The following is a 13,025-nucleotide window of genomic DNA, read 5'->3' on the forward strand; positions in this document are numbered from 1 at the left end:
TTCTCATCATGGCAAAGCCTGACTGGGAGGCCATCGAATCGGCTTACCGCGCGGGTGCGTTGTCTGTCCGTGCGATAGCAAAACGCTACGGCTTACCGCGCGGGTGTGTTGTCTGTCCGTGCGATAGCAAAACGCTATCAGGTACCTGAATCGACCCTCAGGAAATTTGCAGTAAGAAACGCGTGGCAAAGAGACCTGACCGAGAAAGTGGCGGCGGCCACAAAAGATAAAGTGGTGCGCAGTGCGGCTGTGCGCACTTTTTCTACTAAAAATACTGTGCGCACCGACCACGATATTATTGAACAAGCTTCGGATGAAGCTTTGTCTGTCGTTTTATCCCATCGTGTGGCCTTAGCCGGTTGGCGGCAGATTGCTAACCATCTGAAAGCCTTCCTCAGCAGTACCGTTATCACCGAAGACAACCATGCTGCTCTTGCCAGAACGCTCAGCGCCGGGGTGGATGCGCAACTGAAATTGATTAAAGGTGAGCGCGATGCCTATGGCTTGAACAACGAGACGGCGCCAGGGGCCGAGAAAGAGTTGGCACAATGGATGAAAGACCTCGCGGAAGGCAACGCCCATGGCATTCGATCCAACGCTGAAAACAAAATTAGCTGATCGCTTTTGGCGCTTAAACCACCTGTATTTTATTACCGATAAACACGGACGTAAAATCCGTTTTACGATGACGGCGCAGCAGCGTGCCTATTTCACGGGGATGCATACACGCAATCTGATTTTGAAAGCCCGTCAGCTGGGCTTTACCACCGAGGTGTGCCTTATCCAACTGGATGCCGCACTCTTTGAGTCAGCCAAATGTGCCTTGATTGCACATACCTTAAACGATGCCAAACGCCTGTTCCGCGAGAAAGTGAAATACGCCTACGACCATTTGCCTGACCTTCTTAAACGTGCTAATCCCGCCCGCAATGATTCCGCAGGCGAATTGGTGTTTCACAACGGCGGCTCACTGTACATCAGCACCTCCTTTCGCGGTGGCACCTTGCGCTATTTGCATATTTCCGAATTCGGCAAGCTGTGTGCCAAATTTCCTGAGAAAGCCCGTGAAATCGTCACTGGTGCCTTTGAAGCGGTCGCCACAGACTGCGTGGTCACCATTGAATCGACGGCAGAGGGCCGTGCGGGGTATTTTTTCGATTACTGCCAAACGGCGGAAAAAGCCTTACTCAGCAACAAACCCTTAGGCCCATTGGATTGGAAGTTCTTCTTCTTTTCCTGGTGGAACAATCCGCAGTATGCCTTGCCGGTGAGCAGTCCGTTGCCGCCGCGCTTGCAAGCCTACTTTAGCGAGCTGCAAACCAAACAGTCGATTAGGCTAACGGCGGAACAAAAAGCCTGGTATTACGCCAAAGAAAGCACACTGGGTGACGACATGAAACGCGAGTATCCGTCAATCCCGAGCGAGGCCTTTCAGCAATCGATTGAGGGCGCATATTACGCCAATCAGTTCCGTTATCTCTATGAGAATCAGCGCATTGGTACCTTACCGGCTAATCCGCACCTGCCGGTGCACACCTTTTGGGATTTAGGAGTAGGCGATGCCACGGTTATCTGGTTTGTCCGTGAGGTCGGCAGTGAATTTCACCTGATGGATTATTACGAAAACAGTGGCGAAGGCCTGCGGCATTACATGCAGGTATTGAAAGCCCGCGCCTATCACTATGGCGAACACTGGGCCCCGCACGATATTGATAATCGAGAATTAGCGGGCGACGGCAAAAGCCGTCGGCAACTGGCTTATGAAGGTTATGCGCTGGACGGTGACATTTACCGCATCAATTTCAAGGTGGTCCCCCGATTGCGTGTCGATGAAGGCATTGAGTCGGTACGGGAAATCCTGCCGCGCTGTGCCTTTGATAGCGTGACCTGTGAACAAGGCCTCAGTCATTTGGAGCGCTACCGCAAAGCCTGGGATAACCAGTACGGCTGCTGGAAAGACAAACCGCTGCACGATGCCAGTTCCCACGCCGCCGATGCCTTTCGTTATTTTGCCGTCGCCAAAAGAAATCACCGTCAGCTTCGGGGGCAGGTAACCCCCTTAAGACTGTAACGGCCCTCTACAGTCGCGTTAACAACCCATGAGAGTCAAACCATGTCCGATATTTCCACGCCCCATCTTGACTACAACAGCCTGCTAGCTGCCTGGGACATCAATGACGCCCTGATGGGCGGCACCTTATGCCTACGGCAACAGGGCGAAACCTATTTACCGCGCTGGACGAATGAAGATAAACACAGCTATCAGCAACGTCTCTCCGTCGCCACGCTGCTGCCGGCTTACGAGGAAACCCTCAAAAATAACTTAGGTCGTGTCTTTTCAGAACCGACCCAATTGAGTGAGTCCACCCCCGCCGTGATTGTCGAGTACTGCCAGGATATGGATTTGCTGGGCAACCGGCTGGATGTTTGGGCGCAAGCGTATTTCAGCCTGGCGCTGCAATACGGCGTGGCGCATGCGCTGGTTGACTACCCCCGTGTGGAAGCATTGAAAACCCGTGCTGAGGAAAAAGCCCGTGGCGCCCGTCCCTATGCGGTGTTGATTAACCCCCGCCAGGTCATCGGCTGGCAATCCAGCCACCAAGGAGGGCCGGTCCAGCTGACAGAATTGCGAATTAGAGAAGAGATTGTCGTCGAGACCGCCCCTTACCGCCAACAGAAAATCGCGCAAATCCGCAAGTTGACGCCCGGTCGGGTTGAACTCTACCGTAAAATCAGGCAAGCCGATGGCAGGGAAACCTGGATACTGCACGACAGCTGGGCAACCTCCTGCCCTCGCATTCCGTTGGTGACATTGTACAGCAAACGCACCGGTTTTATGTGTGGCGCCCCGCCGCTATTGAATCTGGCGTTACTCAATATCAAACATTGGCAAAGCCAGAGTGAGCAAGACAATATTTTGCATGTGGCCCGGGTGCCCATCCTCAATGTGTTTGGTCTTGAAACCGGCGAAAAGTTGACCATTGGTGCCTCAAGCGCGACACACTTTACTGACCGCACCAAACAGGGCAGTGCGTACACCGAACATTCGGGCGCCGCCGTAGGAGCAGGCAAAGAGGCACTGACGGATTTGGTCGAGCAGATGCGTCAAGCCGGTGGCAAGCTGTTGCGCAGTCAAAACAGTAGCACCAAGACCCTCGACCAAGTGAGCGAAGAGCGCCTACAAGAACAATCCCCGCTCTACACCCTGTCTAACTCGCTAGAAGATGCCCTCGATACCCTGTTGCAACTGATGGCAGACTGGTCAGGCGAAAAAGACGGCGGCAAGGTGGACATTCGCACCGAGCTTGAAACCACCCAGCAAGCCTTCAATGCCCCGGCCGCCCTGGCGATACAGGCACTGCGGCAAGGCGGGGATATTCGTCAGGTGGATGCCATCCGCGCCTTACAGGCACTGAACCTTATTGATGCCGATGCCAACCCGGAAACCCTGTGTGATGAACTTAACAATTTGCCACCGGATTTACTGTAACGCCCGCGTGGCATCGTGAGGTGACGCGCAGGCTGTATAAAAACACCCCGTTATCCTCATGCCATCAAACCGGTTTTTCTATTAAGGGGTTACCATGTCCACAGTCAACCAACGTCTGCGTGATGAAGCCCTGGCACACAGTCTGTTTCAATCACGCTATGCTCTCGGGGTGGTTAAAGAAAAGGTGGCACTACTCAACCAATATGATGCTGAACTAACCGCCCGACTTTTCGGGAAATTGGAGAAGGTTAATCCGCAACACATCGAAGTCAAACAGTTAGCCCGCTTGTTAGCCTGTGTCCAAGAGGTGAATCAGCAGGCAATGAGTACCCTGTATTTATCGCTCAGCGAGGAATTGCTAGCCTTTGCTGAGCACGAAGCGGGTTATCACTGCCGTCTCTTTGATACCCTGCTGCCTGATGGGGTGCTACACCGCTATCCCTTAGCGATTATCACCGCAGAACAGGTTTACGCGGCAGCGATGGCGCAGCCCTTTCAAGGGCGTTTACTGCGCGACTGGGTCAGTCATCTGGAAAGCGATCGCTTTCAGCGTATCAACAACGCGGTAAAAAACGGGTTTCTCTTGGGTGATACCGTCGAGCAAATTACACGCAAAGTACGCGGGAGCAGGGCAAAACAGTATCAAGATGGGGTACTGGACATCAGTCGCAAAAATCTCACCAGTGTGGTCAAAACCGCTGTTAACCATGTTTCAGCGGTAGCACGGGATAAATTTGCTGAAAATAACGCCGCAATGATAGACAGAAAACAGTGGCTCAGTACGCTGGATAACAAAACCTCATCACCCTGTGTTATCCGTGACCGTTTGTGCTACACCCTAGCCGGCCAGCCACTCGGCCACAAAATCCCCTATCTGCAAGGACCGGGACGCCTGCACTTTTGCTGTCGCTCAACGGAGACACTGGTCATCAAATCCTGGCGCGCCCTGGGCATTGACTTAGATGAGCTGGACCCGGGCACACGCGCCAGCCTGGACGGGCAAGTGCCTGCGGATACCACGTATTCTGACTGGTTACAGCAACAACCTTACGCGCGGCAAATCCAAGTCCTGGGTAAAACCCGCGCTAAAATGCTGCGAGAGGAGGGACGGCGTCCCGACGCATTTTTTAGCGACAAAGGGGAATGGCTCACGTTAGAACAGCTGCGCGAAACCCTCCATATAGAGTAAAAAATCAACATGTCAGCACAACTTAACATGTTCTCTCATCACGTAAAGTAGCAAAAACTGGACATTTTAAAATAGCGTTGATAACCAACTTCACACAGGCCACCCCAGGGTGGCTTTTTTTATGAACAGCTGTGAGCGGAAGCGACACAGCGCCCGGGTCGGATGACCGGTTAACCCAGCCTGCGGGCGGAGACAATAGCAATGAAATTGCACCTCGATACAGAAGGAAAAGCGGTACTGGAAAACGGCATGCCGGTGTATTTGCATGAGGACGGCAAAGCGATCCCCTTTGATGCGGTGGCAGCCTTGAACAAAATTAGCGCCCTCAATGGGGAAGCCAAAAGCCACCGTGAGGCCAAGGAAGCACTCGAAGCCAAGCTCAAGGCGTTTGCCGGCATTGACGACCCAGCGAAAGCCCGTGAAGCACTGCAAACGCTCACCCACATCGATCAAAAGAAATTAATCGAGGCCGGTGCGGTCGACCAGGTGAAAGCACAAATCACTCAAGCTTTTCAAACTCAGCTTGACGAGGCCAGCAGCAAAAATAAAACCCTGGAAGCCCAGTTGTATCAAGAGATGATTGGCGGACGTTTCAGCAGCTCGACGTTTATCCAGGATAACCTGGCGATCCCGGCGGATTTGGTGCAAGCCCGGTTCGGTCACGCATTCAGCATTGACGCAGGTAAAGTGGTCGCCACGGATGCGGCAGGCAACAAGGTATTCTCACGCCGTCAGCCCGGGGAAATCGCGGAGTTTGAGGAAGCCTTAGAATACCTCATCGAACAGTATCCGCACAAAGACCACATTCTGAAAGCCTCCGGCCACCGTGGCGGCGGTTCACAACCCACACCCCAGCAGCACGGACACAAAACACTCAAACGCAGCGCCTTTGATGCCTTGGACATCGGCAGCAAACAGGCCGCACTCAAAGACGGTATCTCGATCGTCGATTAATTACACACCTTACCCTTAACCCTGGAGCAACAGCATGGCAGGCAATACCTTAACGGGGTTGATCCCCACCATTTATACCGCATTAGACAGCGTTTCCCGTGAGCAAGTCGGTTTTATTCCCGCCGTCGCCCGTAACAGCAAAGCGGAAACCGCCGCCCTCGATCAAAATATCACCGCACCGGTGGCCCCCATCGCCAAAACGGTGGATATCGTGCCCGGTCCCACGGCAACGGGGAAGAACAACTGGCTGTCGGGTCGGCAGGCACCTATAACCTGCTGCTGGCTGACCAGTTCAAACAAGCCTTTCGTGCCCTGGCGAACGAAGTCGATCGCGATTTAGGGGCACTGTACACCGGCTCAGCGCGGGCTGTCGGAAAGGCAGGGAGCACTCCCTTTGGCGTCAAAGAAGACCTGGCCGATTTTGCCGATGCGCGTCGCGTGCTGGAAGATAACGGGGCCCCGACTACCGATTTACAAATGGTCTTGGGGTCAGCGGCTATTTCCAACATTCGCGGCAAACAATCCGTCTTGTTTAAAGTCAACGAAGCGGGCAGCGAAGCCCTGTTGCGGGAAGGGACCATCGGGCGTATTGAAGGCTTTAATTTGCACAATTCCGCGGGCATCAAACGGGTCACAGCAGGGACCGGCAGTGGTTTTCTGGTCAACAAAGCGGGCGGTTATCACGTCGGCAATCAGCTCATTGCCATAGACAGTGGAACTGGCACAGTAAACCGAGGGGATATTGTCACCTTTACCGGCGATATGCATCAATACGTGGTGGCAGCGGCCAGCGCCTCGACTATCACCCTGTCTGCGCCGGGCTTGTTGGAAGACCTGGCGGACAACACCGTCGTCACGCTGGTTGGTCACTACACCGCTAACATGGCATTCGATCGCAATGCGTTCCTGCTGGCGTCACGGACACCGGCGATGCCTCAAGGCGGGGATATCGCCGATGATGTGATGAATGTCACCGATCCGGTCTCCGGCATGACTTTCCAAGTGGCGCTCTACCGTCAGTATCATCAGATACGCTATGAAGTCGGGCTAGCCTGGGGTGTTGCGGCAGTGAAACCGGAGCACAGTGCGCTGATTTTAGGCTAAGACAGCGGCGTGATAGCCACTTTATGTTAGGAAAACAGCATGACCAAAAGCAAAAAAGACACTGTCGTCACCCAACCACCTTCAACTTTAATCCCAATGATACACCCGCTCCCACGTCACCCTGATGATCCAATAACCGCTAATGTGCATTCCGATGAAGTCACACGCTGGCTGAATGAAGGATGGCAACACAGTGAACAGGAAAAATAACATGCTCATCACGGATATCAGCTCCCCCGAGAGGGAAAGTTATGCCAGTGTCGCCGATTTACGACAGCTGGCGAGTAAACGAGGCGATCCGCTTCCCACGGAGGACGCTGCCTGTGAAAGCTTGTTGATAAAAGCCATGGATTACCTAGCAGGACTGAACTGGCAAGGCAAACGTACCACCGCCTCTCAGCCCCTGGCCTGGCCGCGCTCAGGGGTTATCTTCGATGGCTATTTATTACCCGAAAATATTATTCCATCACAACTCCTTCAGGTGCAATGCCGTCTGGCGTTGACGGCACAGGCTATCGATTTGACGCCTTCGTTTTCGGGTGGCAAGGAAGTGGTTCAGGAAAGTATTGCTGGAGCTGTCAGTGTGACCTATGCGTCGGGTTCTGCTTCGTCACCTCATTTTAGCTGGTTGCCTGGCTTACTGCGCGGCCTTCTCATCAGCAGCAGACAGAGTCAGCTCGTCAGGGGGTGATGACATGGCGATCAATTATGCAGGCTTACGCCGTACTGCCGACCGTGTATTGCGTGACAATGGCGCCCCTTATACCCTACAGCGAGGCGGGGGTGTGCAGGTCATCAAAGGCGTTGAAGTCGCTGTTCCGCGGGAGAATCACAGGTTGACGGGCGTCATTACTCATTACACCAAGGGTGAAACAGAGGGCACGCTTATCCAACAGGGTGACAGTAAAATGATGGCGACAGCTGAAACGGAAATTCGTCAGGGCGATCGCCTTCTTATCGAAGGCACAGCCTATCGGGTGATACAGGTCACGCCCGTGAAACCCGCTACGCTGCTGCTGTGTTACCAATTGCAACTGAGGGCCTAATATGGAGGATAACAAACGCTTTATGGCCTCCATGACTGCCTTTGTCAACCAGAGTAAACAGGCGCATCAGGCACTCCCCCAGGTGCTGGGCATGAAAATATTGGCAAGATTGGTGACGATGTCACCAGTGGGTAACGCGGACACCTGGCAAGGCAAAGCGCCACCAGGCTATACCGGTGGTCGATTTCGCGGCAACTGGCAGGTGACCTTTGATGCGCCCGCAGAAACGGAAACCGGATGCATTGACCCCCGTGGCAATCTGACGCTCACTGAGGGAATACAGCGATTAACGCAGTTTAATCAGGGAACTCAGGCCATTTATTTCAGCAACACCGTGCCCTATGCTTATCGGTTAGAATTCGGTCACTCGAAACAGGCCCCCAACGGTATGATTAGGGTGACAGCGGAAGAATTTCAGACGCTGTTTAACCAGGCGGTTAAAGAGGTTAAAAAATGAGCACGGGGCGTGTCATAGCGCTACTTGAACACCATTTGGGCGCCTGGGCAGCACAAAAAGGGTTTCCCGTCGCCAGTCAAAACGTGCAGTTTAGCGACACCGGCGGCTTGTATTTGCAATCGCATCTCTTGCCTGCGACCACGGAATGCCTGGATTTGGCGCAAGTTTCACGGGTTTATCACGGGGTCTATCAAATTACCCTCTGTGCCCCGACGGGCAGCGGCCAGGCTCAGGTACAGGCTATCGCTGATGACCTCATCAGTCTGTTTGATTTGGGCACCCTTTTAACCGATGGCATTATCCGCTGTGCTATCATCAGTGTCCCTACAGTATTTACGGGTATCACCCACTGTCACACCTACAGTCTACCCCTCAGTATGCGCTATCGGGCGTATGTGATCTGATTGGCAAACGGCATTATTTTGATCAACTGACCTCAACAATTATTTCGTTATTACTTTATTTCTAAACATCATCTTATTATCTTAACACTCGGAGACAGCTTATGGGCTTTGCCTTACCGAATGGTGCCCAGGTTTACCTGGCCTCAGACTACGAAACCGCGCTACCGTTTACGGCTATCACGAATGCTGCCCATGCGATGCTCACAGTAGTCGGCAACGATAAAATTAAAAAGGATGACCTTGTTCACATTTCTTCCGGCTGGACGGGACTCAATGAACGGGTTGCTCGCGTGTCGGCGGCGACGGCAACCAGCATCACCTTGGAAAATATCGACACCCGCCAGACCACGCAATTTGTTGCCGGTGGTGGAATGGGCAGCATCCGCAAAATAAAAACTTGGACAGAAATTCCGCAAATCAAAGAGGTGTCCAGTTCTGGTGGCGAGCAACAAACGGTCAGCCTGCAATTTTTATCGGATACAGTGCAACGTAATGTTAACACCGTGAAAGCCCCGCGCACCTTGACCTATACCTTGGGACATGATCCTGCTTTGGCGATTTATCCGCTATTACGGGCCGTCGATCAGGGTCAAGCAATCGTCGCCTTCTCGATGTTCGTCCCGGGCCCGAAAGAAAAACGCTACTGGTCAGCCACGGTGGCCTTTAACGACGTCCCCCATACCGAAGTCAATGCCGTTGAAACCGTCTCGCTGGTCCTGAATCTGCAGAGTCCCGCGATGACGTTTTACAAAGAACCCGCCTAAGGATACCCCATGTCGATTGAATTTACCTTACAACCCCAGCCACGCTTTAAAGCCGATGTGGCTATTCCACGCGCGGGCCTGGAGGCCGGTATCGTGACCTTTACCTTCAAACATGTGCCACTCAACGAGATGGCGGAGCGGGAAAAACGCAAAAACCAAACGGGATTGGATTTTGTTGAACACATTACCGCCGCCTGGGCGCTGCCCGATGAGTTAAATCGTGACAATTTGACCAAATTGGCGAATAACTATCCCCAAGCCATTGAAGCCATCATTCACACCTTTTACCGTGAGCTCTTGGGTCAACGCGAAAAAAACTGAGGGCGGTTGCGACGGCGCTCTACACCCCAGCGCCTTGTGCGGAAGAATTAGCCAGCGCAGGCTTACGCCCTGAGGATTTTAACGCACAGTGCATTGAAGTCTGGCCTGACATCTGGCCGTCTTTCCTCGTCATGCGGGCGATGTCGACCCAATGGCGCACGGGGATGGCGGGTCCGACTGGCCTGGATTATGGCTGCCTACTCCACGTGATGACTCTACTAGGCGTAGAACCCCGCGCAACCGTTTTTGACGATATCCGCACCCTGAAAAGTATCGCCTTGTCCCTTATTCACAAGAGGCATTCAACATGACAGAGATTGCAACGATTTCGCTACGTGTCGACACCTCAAACCTGGAAAAAGGGGACAGGGCACTCGAACACTTTGGCGACACGGCGGCGCGTACTGCCACCCGAGCCGAGGATTTCAATTCATCGTTTACACCGGCTACCCGTACGCTCAATGCGTTCGGCCATCAAACAACCCAGGCCAATCTTAGCCTGCAACAACAGCGTGATGAGCTGCACCGCTTATTGGGTAAAATTCATCCGGTCACCGCGGCCTTTGGCAAGCTTGATGAGAGGGAAGCGCAGCTCAGGCGGTATAAAAACTTGCCGTTCCTTGACAAGGACACCTTTGACCAAGCCGCCCGGGCAATTCATCAGGCGCGTGATGAACTCGCTCAAGCTGCCCAAGCGAGAACCGCTGAAGGTCGTGCCGCGGCGGCGCAAGCCGCTGCAGACAAAGTCGCCGCTCAGGCAAAAAACGCCTTTATTGCTAAACTGCGTGAACAAAGTGAATGTCAGGGGAAAACCACTGCGGAGATTTTGGCCTACAAAGCCGCACAATTGGGCGTCACCCAACAGGCTGCACCTTTCATTGCCACACTCAGGGAACAAGAAAACAGCTGGAAAAAAGGCACGATATCGGCGGGTCAATACCGGATGGCATTACGTCAATTGCCGATGCAGTTTACCGACATTGCGACCTCGATTGCCGGGGGGATGCCGCTGTACCTGATTGCCATTCAGCAAGGAGGACAAATCCGGGACAGCTTTGGTGGCATCGCCAATGCACTCAAAGCCATGGGACAGTGGCTGACACCGACCAAAATCCTGCTCGGGGGCGCCGCGACCGCGCTGGCAAGCGTCGGACTGGCCTACTACCGGGGTGCACAAGAAAGCAGCACCTTCAATAAGCAGCTGATTTTGACCGGCCAGTATGCGGGCAAAACCGCCACTCAATTACAACAGTTGGCTAAACGACTCTCCGGTGACGGGTTAACCCAATCGGCGTTATCGGCAGCTCTGGCACAGGTGGTGGGCAGCGGCGCGTTTGACAGCACACAAATTGAACAGGTCAGCGTGGCGGCCGCCAAAATGGCCGCGGCAACGGGGCAATCCGTCGATGACACCGTCAAACATTTTACCCGCTTACAGGAGGAACCGCTTACTGCGGTCAAAGCATTAGACAAGCAATTACATTTTCTGACGGCTTCCGAGTATGAACAGATAGCCGCGCTGGAACGTGCGGGCAATACTCTAGGTGCAGCACGCCTGGCGATGGAGGCCTATGCCAATGCCCTGAAAACCCGGGCGGATGACATCGTCGCCAATCTGGGTACGATGGAAAAAGCCTGGTACAGCCTGAAAAACACCGCCAAAAGCGCCTGGAATGCGATGCTGGATATCGGCAGAGAGCAAAGCCTGAGCAATCAAATCGTTCGGGTGGATGCTCAGTTAAATGACCTCAAAAAAGGTTACTTTAACCGCACGATGATTCAGGGGCTAGAACAGCAAAAAGCACTGCTAACGGAGAAGAAATTTCAGGCAGACCTTGCAGCTGCCCGCCAAACCGCCGAGCGCCAGGCCGAAGCCATCGAAAAAGCGTCGCTGCAACGCCAAGACCACTGGCGTGAACGCTATGCCAACCAAGCCCAGCAGCGCAGCAAAGAGCTGAAAAAATTTAACGAGATTGCTACCCGATTCAGCCCGCAGGAACAAGCGCGTATCCGTGCGGCTATCGAAGCACGATTTCCCGACGAGAAGCGCAAAAAATCACCCCCTATCCGCCAGGCAACAGGCCGTCCAGCCGCAGTCTACCGTGATGATGCCGCTACCCGCGCCTTACTGGAAAGCCGCCAGCGGGTCGCGATGTTACGTGAACAAGCCACGCTCACCACCTCGATGAGCGAGCAGGAAAAGCAGCAGGTGAGATTCACGCAGCAGATAGCGGATTTAAAAACCAAATCGTTATTGACTGCTGACCAACAATCGCTACTAGCTCGTGCCAAAGAAATCAATGCCAGCCTGCAACTGGAAGCTCAGCTATCCCGTGAGAATAGTCAGCGGCAAAAAGCACTCGCCGCACTCAAACAGATGGAAGACACCAGCCAGTCTCTTGCCCGTCGTAACGCTCAGCAGCAGGCCAGGTTTGGCCTCACCGATAAACAGGCCAGGTGCGTTGACCAGACCTTTCAGCTGGATAATACCTATCAGAAACAAAAAGAAGGCATCACCGATGCCGAACAATTAGAAAAAATCACCGCCGCCTATCTCAGAGCAAAACACACGTTACAGGCGGGTTTTCATCAGGAAAAGCGAAACGAAGGAAACTGGCTCGCGGGCATGAAACAAGGAATAACCGAATACGGTGAAACCGCCCATCATGTCTTCGCTGCGACGCAAACACTGGCTAGCACCACCCTGGGCAACCTGTCCTCGATGATGACCGAATTGACCACCACCGGTCAGGCGAATCTGAAAAGCTTTGCCACGGCATTTTTGACAAATATCGTCGATATCATTAATCGATTACTGATTGCTCAAGCAATACAGGCAGCCATGGGCTGGATAGGGGGGTCGTTTACCACGAACCCTGTAAATGCAACCAGTCACAGCGCCATGGGAACCGGTGTAATGGGCATGAACACCCGCTGGCAAAGCACCGTGCCCAGCCATGCGAGCGGTGGCTACACCGGGGAAGGCGACAAATACCAGCCTGCGGGTATCGTCCACAAAGGCGAATTTGTGATGACTAAAGACGCCACCGAGCGTATTGGCGTCGATAATCTTTATGCCCTTATATCTTGATTATTAACTTTCAAAGGTTGATGATCCCCAACTGATCATTGGGATGTCACCGGAGAGTTTGTTTGCGCCCTTAGGCTTAAAGCTTGTGCAGTCAGATAAAACCCCGGTGACATATTTATCGTCGCCTGTAAGACCGAACGGTATCTTGTGCTAAGAGCACGTATTTATAAGGAAGGTCGGGGCGATCATTTAATTATCTGTTTTT

Annotated in this window: 16 protein-coding genes and 1 pseudogene; 16 read left to right on the forward strand and 1 reads right to left on the reverse strand. The window is 53.3% G+C overall.

Annotated features, from left to right (window positions below):
- Nucleotides 1-8 precede the first annotated feature (8 nt).
- The 14 genes and pseudogenes from AAHH42_RS14870 (at nt 9) to AAHH42_RS11105 (ending at nt 9,729) form a co-directional block, all read left to right on the forward strand.
- A complete protein-coding gene (locus tag AAHH42_RS14870) occupies nt 9-149 on the forward strand; it encodes a hypothetical protein (RefSeq protein WP_425286293.1) in 141 nt (46 codons plus the stop codon).
- A complete protein-coding gene (locus tag AAHH42_RS11045) occupies nt 106-618 on the forward strand; it encodes a hypothetical protein (RefSeq protein WP_342221051.1) in 513 nt (170 codons plus the stop codon). Before AAHH42_RS14870 ends, AAHH42_RS11045 begins: the two co-directional genes overlap by 44 nt.
- A complete protein-coding gene (locus AAHH42_RS11050) occupies nt 581-2,071 on the forward strand; it encodes a terminase (RefSeq protein WP_342221050.1) in 1,491 nt (496 codons plus the stop codon). Before AAHH42_RS11045 ends, AAHH42_RS11050 begins: the two co-directional genes overlap by 38 nt.
- Nucleotides 2,072-2,113: 42 nt before the next feature.
- The gene (locus AAHH42_RS11055) at nt 2,114-3,490 is read left to right on the forward strand and encodes a DUF4055 domain-containing protein (protein WP_342221049.1); all 1,377 of its coding nucleotides are present in this window, start codon (nt 2,114-2,116) and stop codon (nt 3,488-3,490) included.
- A gap of 94 nt (nt 3,491-3,584) precedes the next feature.
- Nucleotides 3,585-4,679, forward strand: a complete 1,095-nt coding sequence (locus tag AAHH42_RS11060) for a hypothetical protein (RefSeq protein WP_342221048.1) — start codon at nt 3,585-3,587, stop codon at nt 4,677-4,679.
- A gap of 201 nt (nt 4,680-4,880) precedes the next feature.
- Nucleotides 4,881-5,633 (forward strand): DUF6651 domain-containing protein, encoded by a 753-nt coding sequence (locus AAHH42_RS11065; protein ID WP_342221047.1) that lies wholly within the window; start codon nt 4,881-4,883, stop codon nt 5,631-5,633.
- Nucleotides 5,634-5,667: 34 nt separating this feature from the next.
- Nucleotides 5,668-6,737 (forward strand): annotated as a pseudogene (locus AAHH42_RS11070) (P22 phage major capsid protein family protein).
- Nucleotides 6,738-6,776: 39 nt separating this feature from the next.
- Complete coding sequence (locus AAHH42_RS11075; protein ID WP_342221046.1) at nt 6,777-6,947, forward strand: hypothetical protein; 171 nt, start codon at nt 6,777-6,779, stop codon at nt 6,945-6,947.
- A gap of 1 nt (nt 6,948) precedes the next feature.
- Entirely contained in the window at nt 6,949-7,428 is a 480-nt protein-coding gene (locus AAHH42_RS11080) for a DnaT-like ssDNA-binding protein (RefSeq protein WP_342221045.1), read from the forward strand.
- A gap of 4 nt (nt 7,429-7,432) precedes the next feature.
- On the forward strand, nt 7,433-7,783 hold the full coding sequence (locus AAHH42_RS11085; protein WP_342221044.1) for a hypothetical protein: 351 nt from the start codon (nt 7,433-7,435) through the stop codon (nt 7,781-7,783).
- Nucleotide 7,784: 1 nt separating this feature from the next.
- On the forward strand, nt 7,785-8,240 hold the full coding sequence (locus AAHH42_RS11090; RefSeq protein WP_342221043.1) for a hypothetical protein: 456 nt from the start codon (nt 7,785-7,787) through the stop codon (nt 8,238-8,240).
- Nucleotides 8,237-8,644: a phage tail terminator-like protein gene (locus tag AAHH42_RS11095; RefSeq protein ID WP_342221042.1), complete on the forward strand. Its 408-nt coding sequence runs from the start codon at nt 8,237-8,239 to the stop codon at nt 8,642-8,644. Before AAHH42_RS11090 ends, AAHH42_RS11095 begins: the two co-directional genes overlap by 4 nt.
- Before the next feature lie 101 nt (nt 8,645-8,745).
- Complete coding sequence (locus AAHH42_RS11100) at nt 8,746-9,408, forward strand: phage tail protein (RefSeq protein ID WP_342221041.1); 663 nt, start codon at nt 8,746-8,748, stop codon at nt 9,406-9,408.
- 9 nt (nt 9,409-9,417) lie between these two features.
- Nucleotides 9,418-9,729, forward strand: a complete 312-nt coding sequence (locus tag AAHH42_RS11105) for a phage tail assembly chaperone (RefSeq protein WP_072551181.1) — start codon at nt 9,418-9,420, stop codon at nt 9,727-9,729.
- 19 nt (nt 9,730-9,748) lie between these two features.
- On the opposite strand, the gene AAHH42_RS11110 is transcribed toward AAHH42_RS11105, so the two are convergent.
- Nucleotides 9,749-9,889 (reverse strand): hypothetical protein, encoded by a 141-nt coding sequence (locus AAHH42_RS11110; RefSeq protein WP_342221040.1) that lies wholly within the window; start codon nt 9,887-9,889, stop codon nt 9,749-9,751.
- Here AAHH42_RS11110 and AAHH42_RS11115 point away from each other — a divergent pair.
- Complete coding sequence (locus AAHH42_RS11115; protein ID WP_342222024.1) at nt 9,840-10,040, forward strand: DUF1799 domain-containing protein; 201 nt, start codon at nt 9,840-9,842, stop codon at nt 10,038-10,040. The two genes, AAHH42_RS11110 and AAHH42_RS11115, sit on opposite strands and share 50 nt — an antisense overlap.
- Nucleotides 10,037-12,820, forward strand: a complete 2,784-nt coding sequence (locus AAHH42_RS11120; protein ID WP_342221039.1) for a phage tail tape measure protein — start codon at nt 10,037-10,039, stop codon at nt 12,818-12,820. Before AAHH42_RS11115 ends, AAHH42_RS11120 begins: the two co-directional genes overlap by 4 nt.
- Nucleotides 12,821-13,025 lie beyond the last annotated feature (205 nt).

The organism is Candidatus Fukatsuia endosymbiont of Tuberolachnus salignus, assembly GCF_964030845.1.
In the GTDB taxonomy this organism is placed as follows: domain Bacteria; phylum Pseudomonadota; class Gammaproteobacteria; order Enterobacterales; family Enterobacteriaceae; genus Fukatsuia; species Fukatsuia symbiotica.